Origin of the sequence: Streptococcus sp. FSL R7-0212, assembly GCF_038007985.1 — a bacterium.
Classification (GTDB): Bacteria; Bacillota; Bacilli; order Lactobacillales; family Streptococcaceae; genus Streptococcus; species Streptococcus parauberis.
On sequence record NZ_JBBOYF010000001.1, the window covers coordinates 736,278 to 754,713 of the forward strand.

19 protein-coding genes and 1 other annotated feature are annotated in these 18,436 nt (G+C 34.0%); of the genes, 16 read left to right on the top strand and 3 right to left on the bottom strand.

The genetic code is table 11. The annotated features are described in order from the left end of the window. Window positions 1-4: 4 nt before the first annotated feature. From MKY69_RS03860 to MKY69_RS03885, 6 genes are all read left to right on the top strand, one after another. Window positions 5-1,258, top strand: coding sequence for a DUF6056 family protein (locus tag MKY69_RS03860; protein ID WP_340790991.1), 1,254 nt, complete (start codon window positions 5-7; stop codon window positions 1,256-1,258). After that, window positions 1,245-2,177 carry a glycosyltransferase family 2 protein gene (locus MKY69_RS03865; protein WP_340790992.1) on the top strand — a complete coding sequence of 311 codons (933 nt, stop codon included), beginning with the start codon at window positions 1,245-1,247 and terminating at the stop codon, window positions 2,175-2,177. The genes MKY69_RS03860 and MKY69_RS03865 overlap by 14 nt, the downstream gene beginning before the upstream one ends. 2 nt (window positions 2,178-2,179) lie before the next feature. Further along, the gene (locus tag MKY69_RS03870) at window positions 2,180-2,608 is read left to right on the top strand and encodes a GtrA family protein (RefSeq protein ID WP_076751696.1); all 429 of its coding nucleotides are present in this window, start codon (window positions 2,180-2,182) and stop codon (window positions 2,606-2,608) included. A gap of 170 nt (window positions 2,609-2,778) precedes the next feature. Next, complete coding sequence (locus tag MKY69_RS03875) at window positions 2,779-5,022, top strand: GBS Bsp-like repeat-containing protein (protein ID WP_340791886.1); 2,244 nt, start codon at window positions 2,779-2,781, stop codon at window positions 5,020-5,022. Window positions 5,023-5,112: 90 nt separating this feature from the next. Continuing rightward, window positions 5,113-6,336, top strand: coding sequence for a peptidase T (gene pepT / locus MKY69_RS03880; protein ID WP_013793822.1), 1,224 nt, complete (start codon window positions 5,113-5,115; stop codon window positions 6,334-6,336). Window positions 6,337-6,361: 25 nt separating this feature from the next. Beyond that, window positions 6,362-6,853 carry an EbsA family protein gene (locus MKY69_RS03885; RefSeq protein ID WP_003104539.1) on the top strand — a complete coding sequence of 164 codons (492 nt, stop codon included), beginning with the start codon at window positions 6,362-6,364 and terminating at the stop codon, window positions 6,851-6,853. Here MKY69_RS03885 and MKY69_RS03890 read toward each other — a convergent pair. After that, window positions 6,840-7,037, bottom strand: coding sequence for a ferredoxin (locus MKY69_RS03890; protein WP_003102781.1), 198 nt, complete (start codon window positions 7,035-7,037; stop codon window positions 6,840-6,842). The two genes, MKY69_RS03885 and MKY69_RS03890, sit on opposite strands and share 14 nt — an antisense overlap. 46 nt (window positions 7,038-7,083) lie before the next feature. Between MKY69_RS03890 and MKY69_RS03895 the strand changes: the two genes are divergently transcribed. From MKY69_RS03895 to rplT, 5 genes are all read left to right on the top strand, one after another. Next, entirely contained in the window at window positions 7,084-7,587 is a 504-nt protein-coding gene (locus MKY69_RS03895; protein ID WP_003103656.1) for an SAG1386/EF1546 family surface-associated protein, read from the top strand. Window positions 7,588-7,601: 14 nt separating this feature from the next. Further along, window positions 7,602-8,282: a (d)CMP kinase gene (gene cmk / locus MKY69_RS03900; protein WP_003102803.1), complete on the top strand. Its 681-nt coding sequence runs from the start codon at window positions 7,602-7,604 to the stop codon at window positions 8,280-8,282. A 23-nt stretch (window positions 8,283-8,305) separates the two neighbouring features. Then, window positions 8,306-8,428 (top strand) — a sequence feature (ribosomal protein L20 leader region). 14 nt (window positions 8,429-8,442) lie between these two features. Continuing rightward, window positions 8,443-8,973, top strand: coding sequence for a translation initiation factor IF-3 (gene infC, locus MKY69_RS03905; protein WP_003105630.1), 531 nt, complete (start codon window positions 8,443-8,445; stop codon window positions 8,971-8,973). A gap of 40 nt (window positions 8,974-9,013) precedes the next feature. Then, the gene (gene rpmI, locus MKY69_RS03910; protein WP_003099936.1) at window positions 9,014-9,214 is read left to right on the top strand and encodes a 50S ribosomal protein L35; all 201 of its coding nucleotides are present in this window, start codon (window positions 9,014-9,016) and stop codon (window positions 9,212-9,214) included. Window positions 9,215-9,266: 52 nt separating this feature from the next. Beyond that, window positions 9,267-9,626: a 50S ribosomal protein L20 gene (rplT, locus tag MKY69_RS03915; protein WP_003103029.1), complete on the top strand. Its 360-nt coding sequence runs from the start codon at window positions 9,267-9,269 to the stop codon at window positions 9,624-9,626. Between the two features lie 68 nt (window positions 9,627-9,694). On the opposite strand, the gene MKY69_RS03920 is transcribed toward rplT, so the two are convergent. Then, window positions 9,695-11,905: an LTA synthase family protein gene (locus MKY69_RS03920; protein WP_340790999.1), complete on the bottom strand. Its 2,211-nt coding sequence runs from the start codon at window positions 11,903-11,905 to the stop codon at window positions 9,695-9,697. Window positions 11,906-12,214: 309 nt separating this feature from the next. Between MKY69_RS03920 and MKY69_RS03925 the strand changes: the two genes are divergently transcribed. The 5 genes from MKY69_RS03925 to gorA all read left to right on the top strand — a co-directional run bounded on the left by MKY69_RS03925 (window position 12,215) and on the right by gorA (window position 17,146). Then, complete coding sequence (locus MKY69_RS03925) at window positions 12,215-13,375, top strand: class I SAM-dependent rRNA methyltransferase (RefSeq protein WP_311981452.1); 1,161 nt, start codon at window positions 12,215-12,217, stop codon at window positions 13,373-13,375. After that, a complete protein-coding gene (aroD, locus tag MKY69_RS03930; protein ID WP_003103566.1) occupies window positions 13,375-14,055 on the top strand; it encodes a type I 3-dehydroquinate dehydratase in 681 nt (226 codons plus the stop codon). The genes MKY69_RS03925 and aroD overlap by 1 nt, the downstream gene beginning before the upstream one ends. Before the next feature lie 61 nt (window positions 14,056-14,116). Then, complete coding sequence (gene aroC / locus MKY69_RS03935) at window positions 14,117-15,283, top strand: chorismate synthase (protein WP_003106557.1); 1,167 nt, start codon at window positions 14,117-14,119, stop codon at window positions 15,281-15,283. 60 nt (window positions 15,284-15,343) lie between these two features. Next, window positions 15,344-15,682: a YlbF/YmcA family competence regulator gene (locus tag MKY69_RS03940; protein ID WP_003105820.1), complete on the top strand. Its 339-nt coding sequence runs from the start codon at window positions 15,344-15,346 to the stop codon at window positions 15,680-15,682. A 111-nt stretch (window positions 15,683-15,793) separates the two neighbouring features. Further along, window positions 15,794-17,146, top strand: coding sequence for a glutathione-disulfide reductase (gorA, locus tag MKY69_RS03945; protein WP_340791000.1), 1,353 nt, complete (start codon window positions 15,794-15,796; stop codon window positions 17,144-17,146). Window positions 17,147-17,172: 26 nt separating this feature from the next. Here the strand turns inward: gorA and MKY69_RS03950 are convergent, their stop codons facing one another. Further along, window positions 17,173-18,420, bottom strand: a complete 1,248-nt coding sequence (locus MKY69_RS03950; protein ID WP_076751692.1) for a bifunctional folylpolyglutamate synthase/dihydrofolate synthase — start codon at window positions 18,418-18,420, stop codon at window positions 17,173-17,175. Window positions 18,421-18,436: the final 16 nt, after the last annotated feature.

An 18,436-nucleotide genomic window follows, 5' to 3' on the forward strand; every position in this document is an offset into this window, starting at 1 on the left:
TAAAATGAAGAAAATTTATAAGATGGTGTATTTTACATTCTTTAGTTTATTGTATTCTTTACAATCAATAAGCTTTATAAACCAACCTGGAGATCAAACTTGGTTTCAAAATATGGCAAAAAAATATCATTATGACTATTTTAAATTTGCTATAGATAGATACCAAAATTGGAGTAGTAGGTTATTTATTGAATCTGCAACAATGTTTTTTTCAGTTAATTATCTTTTGTTTGATCTAGTTTTATTTATTGCTACTTTAATATTATTTTATGTCTTATCAGATATTATAGTAGATAGTAAAATAAAAGAATCCTCTGTTATTGTTTTTTTAATACCAATTATTTTTATTTATATATTTCCTACTGATTTTTTTCTTGGAGCAGGACTAATTGCGACAATTACAAATTATTATTTTCCAATGGTATTATTTATAGTTGCAATGTGGTTGATTACAAAGAAGAATAAAATTGCTAAGATATTATCTTTCCTTTTCTTGATTCCGACAGTTATGCAAGAACAATTTGCATTAATTAGCTTTTTATTTTTATTGTATCTCATAATTTATTATTATAAAAATAATAATAAATTTTCTAGAACATATATCATTGCTTTCCTTATTTCTATTCTTTCCATTTTTTCAATGTTATTTTCCCCAGGAAGTCAGATTAGAAAATTAAAAGAAGTAAAAGCTTGGTACCCGAAATTTGATCATATTTCAGTTTTTAAAAAGATATGTTTAGGATTTTTTGATACAAATAATAGTTTGTTTTTCGGTAATCAAATAACAGCAATATACATACTTTTGATTCTTTTTATTATTTTAGCTCTTTACAAGAAAGAGATTTTAATATTGATTTCAAGTATTTGCTTATTTAGTATGATAATTTCTGATAAATTGGGTATTAAGACATTGTTCTATTCACTCAAAACGGTGGTTGCAAATTTAAAGAATTATAATATTACTGTCGAGTTAATTTATGTATGGTTAATGTACTTAACGCTTTTACTATTTTTGGCATTTGCTATTTATCGATTGATTTCTAATTATGATAAGAAAATTTTCTTAATATACATCGTTGTAATTGGTTACCTTGGTAGAATGTCAGTTTCATTTTCACCAACAATATATGCCTCTGGAGTAAGAACTCATCTTCCAGTTTTATTAAGTATATATATAGTAATAATGTTCTTGATAAAGGAATTGTATGTGGAATTGACTAACTTGGAAAAGAAAGGTCTGAACAATGAAAAAACTTAGTATTATTATTCCTTGTTATAATGAGGACGAGACAATTTATCCATTTTTAAATGAGACAAAAAAAATAGAAAAATTGATGCTTGATGATTTAATATTTGATTATATTTTTGTCAATGATGGGTCATCTGATAAAACTCTAGATGTTTTACGTAATGCTTCTAAAGAATATGTTAATGTAAATTTTCTCTCCTTCTCTAGAAATTTTGGGAAAGAAGCTGCCTTACTAGCTGGTTTGGAAGAATCAGATGGTGATTTAGTTACTGTGATGGACGTAGATTTACAAGACCCACCTGAATTGTTGATTCCAATGTATGAGAAAATTAATGATGGTTTTGATGTTGTAGGAACTCGAAGAGCTGATCGAAAAGGTGAGCCGGTTATTAGATCTTTTTTTTCTAAATTATTCTATAAACTTATAAATATTGTTTCTGATACAGAGATGGTTGATGGTGCTAGAGATTTTCGGTTAATGACTAGACAAGTTGTAAACAGTATTCTTGAGCTAGGAGAAGTTAATAGATTTTCGAAAGGCTTATTTGCATGGGTAGGATATAAGACTACATATATTTCTTTTGATAATAGAGATAGAGTAGCAGGAGAAACTTCTTGGAATTTCTTTAGCCTATTGAAATACTCCTTGGAAGGATTAATAAATTTTTCAAGTGCGCCGTTAGAATTAGCAACTTGGTCAGGTATTCTTTCTTTTTTAGCAGCTATTTTTGGAATAGTATTTATTGTCCTTAAAAAAATCTTTATTGGAGACCCTGTTTCTGGTTGGGCAAGTACAATTTGTATTATTTTACTCTTGGGTGGGCTTCAATTATTGGCTTTAGGTATAATAGGAAAATATATTGCAAAAATTTTCTTAGAGACTAAAAAACGTCCTGTTTATATTATAAAAGAAAAAAGTGATTTGTAATTATGCTAAAAAAGATATTGAATAATGAAGTTTTTAAATATTTGTTTTTTGGTGTTTTAACCACACTTGTCTACATGTTTGTTAGGCTGTTATGTTTTTCTCTGACTAAAGAAGCGACTTTATCAGCTCTGGTTGCTAATGTTGTTGCGGTTATGTTTGCATTTATTACTAATGATATTTTTGTTTTCAACCAGGTTAGAGCTGGTTGGTTTAATCGATTAATTAAGTTTAGTATTGCAAGAATTGCTACTTTATTACTTGATTTGGCTCTCGCTTACCTACTGGTTGAAAAGTTTCCAAATATCATTGGTCAATTTGTTAATCATAATATCAGTCTTGTTAATGCTGTTGAGACAATCATTGGTCAAGTGCTAGTCATTGCTCTAAATTACGTTTTCAGTAAATTATTTATTTTTAAAAATAGCAAATAAACTACAAGTAATCCTATGTTCGACAGTAGAACTAGGATTGCTTTTTTAGTTTAGTCAGTTTGAAGCATATATGAATTAATGTTATAATTATTTAAATATTAAATTGAAGGTCGGTTACCATTTTGAAACTTAAAAACAACATATTTTTAATAGCACCTTTTGTTTTAAGCATGCTTTTTGTACAAAAGAATGTCTTGGCAGAAGATGTCTTGGTAGAGCCTAATACACCGTCTACTACAACAACTACAAATATTAATAATACCACACCAGTATCTACTGATTCTGGATTAACTCAAGAAACTAACAGCATAGTAGGTACAGGAACTAGTGTACCAAATCAAGAGATTTCTTCATCAGATGTATCTGTAACAGCTGAGGTTCCTGTTTCTGAATTAAATCTTAGCCAAACAACAAGTACAACTATAACTAGTCAGTCAGTTGTGCTTAGTTCAACTGAAGCAAATGTTCAAACTAATGAGAGTACTGATATTGCTTCAACTGTCACAGCAGATGAAGTAAATCAAGTGGCTTTTTTATCTGAAGAAATTAGTGCTCCAGAAAAACAAATGGCATCAGTAACAATGGCGGCAACAACTACAAGTCCTGTAACCGCCACAGCTGATGATAAAGGCATATCGATTACTTATAACCAACCAATTCCAACAGATGCTTCCATACTATATGCTGTATGGGGAGATGTTAATAATCAAAATGATTTAGTGTGGTATACAGCTTCTGCTCAAGGAGCAGCTTATGTTGATTTTTCTCGACATAAAGAATTTGGCAGCTATCATATCCATGCTTATCAAAAATCAGATGGTGTCATGAAAGGGATTACTACCTTAGATGTGACATTATTGAAACCACAAGTAACAAGTCAAATTACGCAAACTAGTCCATCGAGCTTTACAATTAACGTTAATAACGTACCAGATACCATTACAAGTGTTTCTATTCCTGTATGGACTGATCAAAATGGTCAAGATGACCTCAAGTGGTATAAAGCTAGTAAAGTAACAACTGGTAATTACCAAGTATTAGTAAACATTGCAAATCATAATAATGAAAAAGGATTATACAAAATCCATATTTATGGTCAAAGTACAATTACTGGTGGTCAAATTGGCTTGTTGACGACTACTTTTAGTAATGTTGAAACGAAACCTAATGCAACTGTTTCGGTAACTAACTATCAAGAGACCAAAACTAGTTTCACTGTAAATGTGGTTGGTACTAGTCAGACTAAAACTATTTCAAGTATTTCGATGGCGGTATGGTCGGAATCAGCTGGTCAAGATGATTTAAAATGGTATAAGCCTCAAATTTCCAATAATAGCACAAGTCAATTGATTGACATTGCCAACCACAGCAATACTTCTGATAATTATATTGTTCATGTCTATACTAATTATACCGATGGAAGTAAAGTTGGTACTAATCTTGGTAGTTTTAAAATATCTAAAGAAGTAATTCAACCAGTTATTATTCAACCAAAAGTTACTGTATCAAATTACCAAGCAGATAAAGGGATCTTAACAGTCGATGTTCAAGGTGGTACAAAAACAATTAAAAAAGTTAGTGTAGCTGCTTGGTCCTTATCTGACCAATCCAATATACATTGGTATCAAACGACTGATTTACTTAATCAAACAGCTAGCATTCAGGTCAATGAGGCACTACATCAATTTTTAGCCGGCAACTATACAGTTCATACTTACATCGATTTTAGTGATAATACAAGAAGTGGATTTAACCTAGGTCAATATTACTTTGAAAGTACCGGGAAATCAGCTTCACAGGGAAATTATGCCATTATTAATAAAGTTGTCTATCTTGATGCTGGGCATGGAGGTTATGATCCAGGCGCGAGCTATTTCAACCAAACAGAGAAAACCTTGAACCTTGCAATGCAGAATTTAGTGAAAACGAAGTTAGAGGCTGCAGGATATAAGGTTGTCTTAACGAGAACAGATGATAGCTATATGGATCTATTACCTCGTTCAGAAAAAGCAAATAACTCATTATCTGACCTTTTTGTCAGCATGCACTTTAATGCTTCGACAGCGAGCACAGCAAATGGTATTGAAACATATTACTATGAGTACTATCCAGAGTACCCATCAAAAATTAACGAAACTTTCCATAATGATGCTGAACGACTAACTCGTAGCTCAATGTTGGCTAATGCCATTCAAGCTGCTACTGTGTCAAATACTGGCGCGAAAAACAATGGCGTACTTAGAAACACATTTGCTGTCTTAAGGGAAACAACAGCTCCAGCTGTGCTTCTTGAACTAGGTTACATGTCAAATCCGACAGAGTTCCAAAGAATTAACTCAAGTGCTTATCAAGAAAAACTAGCACAGGGAATTGTTTCTGGAATTTTATCCTACTATAAGACTTACACAATTTAGTATAATGAAAAGGCTTAAAAATCATCTGAAAGAAGAGTTTTTTAAGCCTTTCTGTGTTATAATGTTATTGATTAAGTTATGAGGTGAATTATGCAATATCAAACTTTGTTAGACAGATTTATAAAATATGTCAAAGAAAATACGCGAAGTAATCCTGACTCAACAACTACACCAAGTACTGAAAGTCAAGTTGCTTTTGCATTGAATATTTTGCAACCAGAAATGGAAGCAATTGGTTTAAGTAATGTTCATTATATTAAAGAAAATGGTTATTTAATTGGAACATTACCAGCAAATAGTGCTACATTAACACGTAAAATTGGTTTTATTGCTCATATGGATACTGCTGATTTTAATGCAGAGAATGTTAGCCCGCAGATTATTGAAAATTATCAGGGTGGTAAGATTGAACTTGGTCAATCAGGCTATTCACTTGTTCCAGAAGAGTTTCCTAATTTAAATAATTATCTTGGACAAACCTTGATTACAACTGATGGTACTACTTTACTTGGCTCAGATGATAAATCTGGGATTGCTGAAATTATGACAGCAATAGAGTATTTAGTTGCTAATCCAAAAATCGAACACTGTGAAATTCGTGTAGCCTTTGGGCCAGACGAAGAAATCGGTGTTGGAGCTAACAAGTTTGATGTCGAAGACTTTGACGTTGATTTTGCTTATACAGTCGATGGTGGTCCACTTGGTGAATTGCAATATGAAACCTTCAGTGCGGCAGCTCTAGAGCTTAAATTTATGGGCCGTAACGTCCATCCTGGTACTGCTAAAGGGCAAATGGTTAACGCTATGCAATTGGCGATTGATTTTCATAATCAATTGCCAGAGGCAGATAGACCTGAAAAAACTGATGGCTACCAAGGCTTCTATCATTTACATGGTATGTCAGGCAGTGTAGAAGAAGCGGAAAGCTCTTATATCATTCGTGATTTTGAGGACCAAGCCTTTGAAGCGAGAAAAGCTGAAGTTCAAGCTATTGCTGATAGAATGAACCAAGAACTTGGTGCTGAGCGCGTGCTTGTTACCTTGTCAGATCAGTATTACAATATGAAAAAAGTCATTGAAAAAGATATGACACCAATTACGATTGCTAAATCAGTTATGGAGAATCTTTCTATTAAACCGATTATTGAGCCAATTCGTGGGGGTACTGATGGGTCTAAAATTTCCTTTATGGGAATTCCAACACCAAACATCTTTGCCGGTGGCGAAAATATGCATGGTCGTTTTGAATTTGTTAGTCTTCAAACTATGGAACAAGCAGTAGATGTTATCATCGGCATTGTTCAAGAGGCTTAAATGACTGTAAAAATGGAGGGGACAAATGATAAAAATATTTGGTAAAATTCGTTACCATTGGCAACCTGAGTTATCTTTTTCCATCATTTATTGGTCAATTGCTTTTGTTCCTATATTTATAGGACTGTCTCTCTTATATGAGCGGACAGATATTCCCAGTCAAGTCTTTGTCCTATTTGCTATCTTTATTATCCTAGTTGGTATTGGTCTTCAACGGTATTTTATTATTGATGAAAAACGAGGAATTATAAAAATCGTTTCTTTGAAATTTTTTGGTCCTCGTCGGATTAAAATTAAAGATATCAGAAAAATTGAAGTTACTAAATCAACTATTACAATTTTTGCAAAAGGAAAAAAACACCTGTTTTATATGCGAAAATGGCCTAAAAAATATTTTTTAGATGCCTTGGCAATTAATCCTAAATTTAGAGGTGAAGTCGTTCTTGTTGATAATTTGGTAAATTTAGATTATTTCGAAATTTATAAAAAAGATAAAAAGCCTCTTACTGGATTGTAAGGGCTTTGGTAGGGCAAGATTTGACTGCTAAGATAGCGTCTTGATCTGTAGGGTCGATATTTTGACTTAAGTTTTGTGAATCTGAGAATTTAACGATTCCATCATCTTGATAGTCAAAGAGGCTTGAATAGGTTTGGCAGAGCCCACAGGCAATGCATTTTTCTGGAATAATAGATACTTTCATAGTATTATTCTAATATGAATTTGTTAATTTAACAAGGGGGAGAAACATGGCTAAAGAACCATGGGAAGAAAAAATTGTAAAAGATTCGAGAGAATCCAGGACACGACATGCGAGGAGTGCACTTCTTAGTACACCGTGGTTAACAGCACTCTTGAGTGTGTTCTTTGTTATTATTGTAGCTATTTTATTCATTTTTTTCTACACTTCAAACAGTGGTGGTAATAAACAAAATGATACTATTGGATTTTATGGGGCTTCTTCTTCAAAGGCTTCAAAAAAATCTGACAATAAAAACAAAACAACAAATACTAAAGATTCAAGTAAAGCTACAAGTAATGATGAAGCATCTGGTACAAGTACTGATGACAGTTCTAGTTCTTCAAGTTCAAGTGCTGAAGGACAAACAATTGTTGTTCAACCAGGTGAGGGTGTAGCTTCCATCGCAGGAAGAGCTGGAATTAGTGTTGAAGAATTACAAGCACTTAATCCAGACCATATGACTCAAGGGTATTGGTATGCTAACCCTGGAGATGCAGTTATTATCAAGTAGTTGAAGAGGAATTTATGAAAGCCATTAAAATAGCGATTGATGGTCCAGCTTCAAGTGGAAAAAGTACTGTAGCCAAGATTATTGCAAAAGATCTTGGCTACACTTATTTGGACACTGGTGCTATGTATCGCTCAGCGACATATATCGCATTAAAAAATAAATACACTGAGCATGATGTTCAAGACATATTAGATAATCTTGCTCAAACACCTATTTCATTTAAGAAAGCAAGTGACGGTAGTCAAAAAGTATTTCTTGGTGATCAAGACGTTACATTGGATATTAGACAAAATGATGTCACAAATAATGTCTCTTGGGTATCAGCTATTCCAGAAATACGAGAAGAATTAGTTAGGCAACAAAGACGTATTGCTGAAACTGGATCAATTATCATGGATGGTCGTGATATTGGAACAGTAGTTTTACCTGATGCAGAATTAAAAATATTTTTGATTGCTTCAGTGGATGAACGTGCACAAAGAAGATACAAAGAAAATATTGAAAAAGGTATCGAAACTGACTTAGAACTCTTAAAACAAGAAATTGAAGCAAGAGATTATAAAGATAGTCACCGTAAAGTTTCTCCTCTTAAAGCGGCAGAAGATGCTATTGTTTTTGATACAACGGGGATTGATATATCGGGTGTTGTAAAATTTATTGAAGAAAAAGCAAAAAAAATGATTGACATGCAATAGTTACTATGGTATTATAGTAACAATGAGAAAAGCAGAAGTGAGAGCTTCTCGCCTTGCGACTTAGGTTGTCTGGCCCAACATGTCAAATCCAATAGGATATAAATGTGTGCGGGCCTGATTTATCAGGCTCGTTTTCGTTTTTCTCTAAAAAAATAAAGAGGTGAAGATCATAGCTAAAAAAGATCTATTCATTAATGATGAAATTCGCGTTCGTGAAGTTCGTCTAGTTGGTCTAGAAGGTGAACAATTAGGTATTAAAACATTATCAGAAGCTCAAGCACTTGCTGATTCTTTAAATGTTGATTTGGTTTTAATCCAGCCACAAGCTGTTCCTCCGGTTGCCAAGATTATGGACTATGGAAAGTTCAAATTTGAGTATCAAAAGAAACAGAAAGAACAACGTAAAAAACAAAGCGTTGTGACTGTTAAAGAAGTGCGTTTAAGTCCTGTTATTGATAAGGGAGACTTTGAAACAAAACTTCGTAATGGTCGTAAATTTCTTGAAAAAGGAAATAAGGTTAAAGTTTCTATCCGCTTTAAAGGGCGTATGATTACTCATAAAGAGATTGGTGCAAAGGTTCTAGCTGAATTTGCTGAAGCAACTCAAGATATTTCTATTATTGAGCAAAGAGCAAAAATGGATGGTCGCCAAATGTTTATGCAACTTGCACCAATTACCGACAAGAAATAATTGTCATTGTTATATACTAAGTTAAGAGGAGAATACTAAAATGCCAAAACAAAAAACTCACCGCGCATCAGCTAAACGTTTTAAACGTACAGGTTCTGGTGGTTTGAAACGCTTCCGCGCCTTCACTTCACACCGTTTCCACGGAAAAACTAAAAAACAACGTCGTCATCTTCGTAAAGCTACAATGGTAAGTTCAGGAGATTTCAAACGTATTAAAGCAATGCTTACAGGTCTTAAATAAGATACCCTATAGCATTTACTAGATTTATTAGAATTATTTGGAGGAAATATAAATGGCTCGTGTTAAAGGTGGAGTTGTTGCACGTAAACGTCGTAAACGTGTATTAAAATTAGCAAAAGGTTACTATGGAGCAAAACATATCTTGTTCCGTACTGCAAAAGAACAAGTAATGAATTCTTATTACTATGCATACCGTGACCGTCGTCAAAAGAAACGTGACTTCCGTAAATTGTGGATTACACGTATCAACGCAGCTGCTCGTATGAATGGTTTGTCTTACTCACAATTAATGCATGGTTTGAAACTTGCTGAAATTGAAGTTAACCGTAAAATGCTTGCTGACTTAGCAGTTCATGATGCTGCTGGCTTTACAGCACTTGCTGACGCTGCAAAAAACAAACTTGGTAAATAATTACTTAACAAACTAATGCTAGTCATTAGTTTGTTTTTTGTATATAAAAAACAGAATGATGACTAGCATCATTCTGTTTTTGTTTTAGACTCATTATTATCTTTTTTATCTCCTTGCTCTTCGCTGGAAGAAGAACTAGAGGATGAAATTTCTTTTCCTCCACCGTCAGGGTATAAATCTAGATATGAAGGAGCCTTAAATAAATCACGTGTAGTCTTCTGATCTCGTTTATCATATAAACTAGTTGATTTATTTCCTAATTTCTTTTCGAGTGCTTTCATTTGTTTAAGCTGTTTTGTATAGATAAATTTAGTTGCATCAACTTGTTTTAAACCATTATCTTGATCAAAACGTAACAAATCACCAGTTTGGACAGTATCACTAGCAGTTAATTGATTAGTGATAGCTTCTCTGATTAATTTAGTCTTTTCTATTGTTGCCTGATCCGGATTGGTAATTTCAGCACCAGTTTTGGTGTCATATAATCGACCACTATAGTTTGTAAAGTCAGGTGTCATATAAGTACCGCTAGTCCTTTGGGCAACAATTTGCTTGTTTTGAGGAGATAATAAATCTTGTCCTAATAGGACATAATTACTTGTGTTAACTCCTAAAATATGTAATAAAGTTGGTAAGGCATCAATTTCACCACCAAAGGTTTCTTTTATGCCACCTTCTTTATATCCTGGGATATGAATCATATAAGGGACTCGTTGAAGCATTGCATTATCATATTCTGACCAAGTCTGAGGGTCTTTACCAAGTAATTCAGCTAAGCTAGTATTACGTGAATTTGAAATACCATAGTGGTCACCATACATAACGATAATTGAATTATCATATAAACCAGAGGCTTTCAGATAATCAAAGAAGGATTTTATTGAAGCATCTAAGTAATTTGCTGTTGCAAAATAGCCGTTGATAGTTTCATCATCAGTATTAGCTAATGGGAATCCTTCTTCTTGTTCTTCACCTTTTAAACTAGTATATGGGTAATGATTACTTACTGTAATAAATTTAGTATAGAAAGGTTGTTGCATTCTTTCTAGATAGCGTATGGAATCTTTAAACATATATTTATCATTAAGGCCATACTGGAAGGAGTTATTTTTATCTTGCTTTTGGAAATAACTAGAATCAAAGAAGTAGTTATAGCCCCACTGCTTATAAGCATTATTTCGATTCCAAAAAGTTCCAACATTTCCGTGGAAAACAGCACTTGAGTAGCCGCCATTTTGATTTAAAATAGTAGGTGCAGAAAACTGAGTATTGTCGCCACCATAGTTAACCATAAAGGAACCACTATTTAAACCAAATAATGAATTTTCCATCATTGTCTCTGCATCCGAAGTTTTCCCAGCTTTGACTTGATGGAAAAAATTAGAAAAGGCTAGGGTTGAGTTTGAATGATATAAAGAATTTAAAAATGGTGTAACTTCATATTCTTTTCCATCTGCTTGGAGTTTATAATCAATTATAAATTGTTGGAAGCTCTCCAAGTGAAGAACAATAACATTTTTGCCCTTGGCGATTCCGTAATATTTTGAATCTGGAGCAGCATAATGTTCTTTAACGTAAGATTTAACGTCAATTAATTCGTTTGCAGTAGCCCCATTTCTTTCTTTTTGAGCCTGATAAGTTTGGTTACCACTATAAACAGTAAATGCTGGTAAACCTAATGCCCTAACTACATATGTATTTGAAAAACCACGTGTTAGAAGTTCTGGGCGATCAATTTCAGCCATAAATAAATTGATAGAAGCAAAAAGTAAGGAAAGTGCAGTAATTGCAAATGACGCACGTTTATTAAATGGTCGATGATCAAGTGTAATTCTTTTTCTTGCAAAGAGATATCCTAAAATAATAAAGTCGATAATAAAAATGATATCCCAAATTCGGACCAGATTAACAGCAGAATCGCCTAAACCGGCTGAAACTTTACTTGAAGCAAGCATGGCGCTTACTGTTATGAAATCTGAGAATTCACGATAATAAATTGAATTTGAAATTAACAGTAAGTTTAAAATGATATAAATTATCCAACTTACAATATAAAAAGCCTTAGTATTTCTGATATATAAGGAGCAACCTAATAATAGTAAGGCAAATGGTATTGGATTAATTAAAGATAGTAGAACTTGGTAAAGATTATCTAGTTCAAGACTAAAGTCGAAGTGATAGGCCCAAATTGTTTTGAACCAATAAATAGTAACTAGGATAATAATAAATCCTAGTCGTGTGTTAATTAAGTTTGATAAACGTTTTTTTAATCGATTCACAGTAAGAACATCCTCGTTTATTTTCCAAGTTATGAAGGGTTAATATGTTAAAGTATAACTATGTTAACTAAAAACTAACTTAAAGTTTAAATTAAGAAAATAGTTTTTAGCTCGTCATTTTTTAAAATATTAACGGACTAGGAATGTGTAATATTATTTTTAATGAGTTCTGTCATTCAGAAGTTTGTGTCGCAAATTTTATCGAGCACAAAAATCCCAAATTAAATTATATCAAAAAATAGGGGCTTGTGCTCACCATAAGTTCAAATTTAGTATGAATTTTACTTATAATTTGTTATAATATAGATTATGAACAAACTCTATATTAATTCTTTTGTTGAAAAGAAGTTATCATCTGGGGTTCAATTGCTTGATGAAAGGGACTTTGATCAACTCGATCAACTCGATCAACTAGTTAGCCTATTTGGTAAATCAAATAGGCAAATTGGAACTGCTTATCTTTCTAAACAAAATAAAGGCATTGGTTGGTTTATTGGGAAAAATATAGATCAGTTAAGTATACCTTTCTTTGAAAAGTTGTTTAAAAAAGCTAAAGAAAAGCGGTCAAACTATACTAAAACAGATAGGACAACTGCTTACCGTGTTTTTAATCAAGAAGGAGACCATTTTGGTGGCCTAACGATTGACATCTATGGCGACTATGCACTTTTTTCTTGGTACAATACTTTTGTGTTCAAGCACAAAAAAATGATAATTGATGCATTTAAATCTGTTTTCCCGGATATAAAAGGTGCCTATGAAAAAATTAGATTTAAAGGTTTAGACTTCGAATCTGCCCATTTGTTTGGTGAAGTTGCACCAGAAACTTTTATTGTTAAAGAAAACTCTGTCAATTATGAAGTATTTTTAAATGATGGATTAATGACAGGTATTTTTTTAGACCAACATGATGTCAGAAAAGCTTTAGCAAGTGGCCAGGCAAGTGGTAAAACTCTACTAAACATGTTTTCTTATACAGCAGCATTTTCCGTCGCAGCAGCTATTGGTGGCGCGAGAGAAACAACTTCTGTTGACTTAGCAAAACGCTCTCGTGAACTATCACAAGCCCATTTTAAAGCAAACCAAATTGATACAAGTAACCATCATCTGATAGTGATGGATGTTTTTGACTATTTTAAATATGCTAAGCGTAAAGGCTTAAGTTTTGATATAATAGTTATTGATCCACCCAGTTTTGCTAGAAATAAAAAACATACATTTTCCGTTTCTAAAGATTATCATAAGTTAATCGCTGAAGCATTGGAAATTTTAAACCCCGAAGGACAGATTATTGCTTCTACAAATGCATCTAACCTAACTGTAGAACAATTTAAAAAACAGCTCCTTAAAGGGTTTGGAAATCGGAAACCACAATCGATGAGTTTACAACAATTACCCAAAGATTTTACAATAAACCAATCAGACGAAAGAAGTAATTATTTAAAGGTATTTACAATAAAGGTACGATAATGAAATTAGTAGCTCCGATAATGCCAAGTAGTTTTGAAGAGGCGCGTGAAATTGACGTCTCTAAATATGATGGTGTAGATTTAATTGAATGGCGAGCAGATTATCTTCCTAAGGAAGATATTATGACTGTTGCACCAGCTATTTTTGAAAAATTTTCAGGACGTGAAATTATTTTCACTTTACGAACTAATCGTGAAGGGGGGAGAATTGAACTTGAAAATCAAGAATACATTGACTTAATTAAAGAAGTTAATGCTATTTATAATCCAGACTTTATTGACTTTGAGTATTTTTCACACAAAGATGTCTTCAATCAATTGCTTGAATTTCCAAATTTAGTTTTGTCTTATCATAATTTTGAAGAAACGCCTGAGAATTTAATGGAATCATTTTCAGAAATGACAAAATTGGCTCCACGGGTAGTAAAAATTGCTGTTATGCCGAAAAGTGAACAAGATGTTTTAGACTTAATGAACTACACTAGAGGATTTAAAGCATTAAATCCTGAACAAACCTTTGCAACAATGTCTATGGGTAAACTTGGAAGACTGTCCCGTTTATCAGGTGACGTCATTGGTTCATCTTGGACCTTTGTTTCAATGGACCATGTCAGTGCTCCAGGTCAGGTTTCTTTAACAGATATGAAAAAAGTAAAAGCAATTTTAGAAGCCGATAATTAAGTAAAAATGAGCATTATTCTAGTGAAAACTAAAATAGTGCTTTTTTAATGAAAGGATAATAATGCGATTTTTAACAGCAGGAGAATCACATGGTAGTCAATTAACTGCCATTATTGAAGGAGTACCGGCAGGATTAAATCTGAACGAAAATATCATTAATCAATCACTAAAACGTAGACAAGGTGGTTATGGCCGTGGTGCTCGCATGTCGATTGAAAATGATAAAGTAATTATTTCATCAGGAGTTCGTCATGGACAAACGACAGGGGCACCTATTACATTGACTGTTATTAACAAAGATCACCAGAAGTGGCTCGATATTATGGCGGTTCAAGAAGTAGACGGAAAGATAAAGTCTAAACGCCGAGTTAAGCATCCTCGACCAGGACACGCCGATTTGGTAGGTGGTATTAAATATGGCTTCGCAGATTTAAGAGATGCTTTAGAGAGGTCATCGGCTCGAGAAACGACGATGAGAGTTGCCGTTGGAGCTGTCGCAAAACAAATTCTCGTAGAGTTAGATATTGCTATTTTAAACCACGTTCTTGTTTTTGGTGGCAAAGAGGTCCAAGTTCCTCTTAACTTAACTTTTTCTGATTTACAGCAAGCTGCTTTGGAATCTGACTTGTCAATTACCAATAAAGCTCAGGATAATGAAATTAGAGATTATATAGATCAAGTCAAAAAAGAAGGCAACACCATTGGTGGCGTAGTTGAGACCATTGTACGAGGTGTTCCAGCTGGTCTAGGTTCTTATGTTCATTGGGATAAAAAGTTAGATGGGAAAATGGCACAAGCAGTTCTATCTATCAATGCATTTAAAGGTGTTGAGTTTGGGATGGGATTTGAGATGGCCTATTTAAAAGGGTCAGAAGTGATGGACCCCATTCAATGGTCTATGGAAGAAGGTTATAGCCGTCAGTCAAACCATCTAGGTGGATTTGAGGGGGGTGTAACTAATGGCGAAGATTTAATCATCAAAGGTGTGATGAAGCCAATTCCAACTTTGTACAAGCCTCTAATGTCCGTCGATATAGATACCCATGAACCGTATAAAGCAACGGTTGAACGCTCAGATCCAACAGCTTTACCGGCTGCTGGTGTGGTAATGGAACATGTTGTGGCTACTGTCTTAGCAAATGAACTATTGGAAAAATTTTCATCTGATACGATGACTGAGTTAAAAAAAGCTTTTGCTGATTACAAAGCTTATGTTGACAGTTATTAGGCGACAGATGTAATTATCTTATGATATGATATGAACATAAAAGATCAAAGGAGAAATCTTATGTCACAAGAAATTTATGACTATGCCAATAAAATTGAAAGAGCTTTAAGAGCTCTTCCTGAGTATAAAAAAGTAGAATCTGCTAAAGATGAAATAAAAGCAGATGAACAAGCCAATCAATTGTTTGATGAATTTGTTGGAATGCAAGAAAAAATTCAAAATATGATGCAGACTGGACAAATGCCAAGTCCAGAAGAACAAGCTGAAATCCAAGGTTTGAGTCAAAAAATTGAAGCAAATGACTTATTAAAAGCATACTTTGATGCACAACAAGCATTATCAGTTTATGTAACTGATTTGGAGCGCATCATCTTTACACCACTTAAAGATTTACTTTAATACTCTTAAAAACTTAGATTGTTTTCAATCTAAGTTTTTTTGTCGATTTTATTTCTTGAGGCCAGTTTTTAAATGTGTTACATTATTATCAGAAAGTATGAAGGTAAATGTATGAAAAAATATGATTATATAGTAATTGGGGGCGGAAGTGCAGGCATTGCTTCTGCTAATCGTGCAGCTATTTATGGTGCTAAAGTATTGCTAATTGAAGCTTCAGAGATTGGGGGAACCTGTGTAAATCTTGGATGTGTACCTAAAAAAGTGATGTGGTATGGTGCTCAAGTGGCAGAAACAATCCAAACCTATGCTAAAGATTATGGTTATACTTTAGAAAATGTTGACTTCAATTTTGCAACATTAAAAGCTAATAGACAAGCCTATATTGATCGTATCCATCAGTCCTATCAAAGAGGATTTGAATCAAACGGAGTGGAACGTATCAATGCCTATGCTAGTTTCATTGACGCCCATACTATAACAGCAGGAGATGAAACCTATACTGCTCCGCATATTCTGATTGCAACTGGTGGACATCCGGTTATTCCTCAAGACGTTCCTGGAGCAGAATTAGGAATTACTTCTGATGGTTTTTTTGCTTTGGATAATATTCCTAAACGGACAGCTGTTATTGGTGCAGGCTATATTGCTGTAGAAATTGCAGGTGTCTTAAATGCTCTAGGGTCACAAACTCATTTACTTGTTCGACATGATCGTCCACTAAGAAGCTTTGATAAAGATATCGTTGCAAGTTTAATTGATGAAATGGCAAATACGCAGATCCAACTCCATACACAGACGCAAGTACAAAGTTTGCAAAAACAAGAAGATAATTCAATTTTATTGACTAAAAATGATGGTAGCCAGTTGGAAGTTGATCGGGTTATTTGGGCAATAGGGCGTCAATCAAATGTTACAGGATTTGGCTTGGAAAATACAGGTGTCGAACTAGATGAGCAAAACTACATTAAAACTGATGAATATGAAAATACAAGTGTTCAAGGGATTTATGCAGTAGGTGATATCAATGGTAAGCTTGCACTTACTCCGGTTGCAGTTGCTGCCGGTAGAAGACTCTCTGAACGTCTATTCAATGACAAACCAAATGAAAAGTTAGACTATACCAATGTTCCGACAGTTATTTTTAGCCATCCAGCAATTGGTTCAGTAGGCATGACAGAAGAAGAGGCAATAGAAGTTTTTGGTGAAGACGATATCAAGGTTTATCAATCTTCATTTACTTCAATGTACACTGCCGTAACGGACCATCGCCAGGTGTGCAAAATGAAGTTAGTTACTCAAGGGGAAAATCAAAAAATTGTTGGGCTTCATGGTATCGGCTATGGAGTTGATGAAATGATTCAAGGATTTGCAGTTGCAATCAAGATGGGGGCGACAAAGGCAGATTTTGACAACACAGTAGCAATTCACCCAACTGGTGCAGAAGAATTTGTGACAATGAGATAAATAAAAGCTCTCCATCAGGAGAGCTTTTATTTAATATTTGAATGAATGTAATCCCTTACCTCTGAAATAAAGTAGAGCGAGCCAGTAACGACATATAAATCATCACTTGATTTACTGGATTCAATCCAATTTCTAAAATCACTAATTCTTGGAAACTGATCAGGATAGTTTTCCAATTGTTCAGCTTCGAAAAAATTAAAAGTTGTCACTATAACATCAAATTCGCTTAAAATTTCAAGAAGCTCGCGGAGTGGCTTACGACGAAGGCCAGCAAAAAGAATATGAATTTTGCTGTCATCGAAATTTGTAACTAGCAAATCCTTCAGTTTTGTTACCGAGTCAGGATTATGTGCGCCATCCAACATCAGGTTTGAAGTTACAAATTCCGTCCGACCAGGCCACCTAACATCAGCCAAAGCTTGAGGGAATGCCTGTGGATTTAATTTCGGAAATTCTTTTTGCAATAGCAAAGCTGTCATGATTGCTAGACTTGCATTTTCCTGTTGGTGTTTGCCAAGAAGCTGTAGCTTTACACGCTCGATCGATTGATTCTGCCAGTGGAAATCAAATGTCTCTCTGTTAGAATTTATGGAAAAAGCTGTGCCTAAGGAGTACACGTTACTCTGGTTTTTGTGAGCTTGTTCCTCAAACACTTTGGCTGCGCTGGATTCCAATTTCCCTAAAATCAAGAACTCATGTCCCTTTAAGACACCTGCTTTATGTTGGGCAATGCTTGACAAAGTTTGTCCCAATTTTTCTTGGTGATCAAGGCTAATTGAGGGACAGACAACAGCTAGGGCTTGAAAAACATTTGTCGCATCATTTTTTCCACCAATGCCGGCTTCTATGATGGCCAGATCAACCGGATTAACTTCTGCAAAATAAATGAACATCAGTAAGGTTACAATTTCAAATTCAGTTGGACGATCCCATTTGGTTTCTAATGGGAGACCTTGAATAAGCGGTTTTAAAATTAAAACGCATTGGATTAAATCTTGGTCTGATATATCTTGTCCATTAATGGCAATCCGTTCATTAAAACGGGTAATAAAAGGTGATGTAAAACTACCAGTCTTGTAACCTGCTTGAGAAAAGATGGTGCGTAGATAGGCAGTTACGGATCCTTTGCCATTCGTTCCAACAACATGGATAGCTGGAAATTTTTTTTGTGGGTTATGCAGTTGATTTAGCAACCAGTTCATCAGTTCTAAATCAACCTTTCGACCAAATGCTTTAAAACTATGTATCCAATTGAGTGTTTCTTGAATAGTCATCTTTATTTCCTTATAT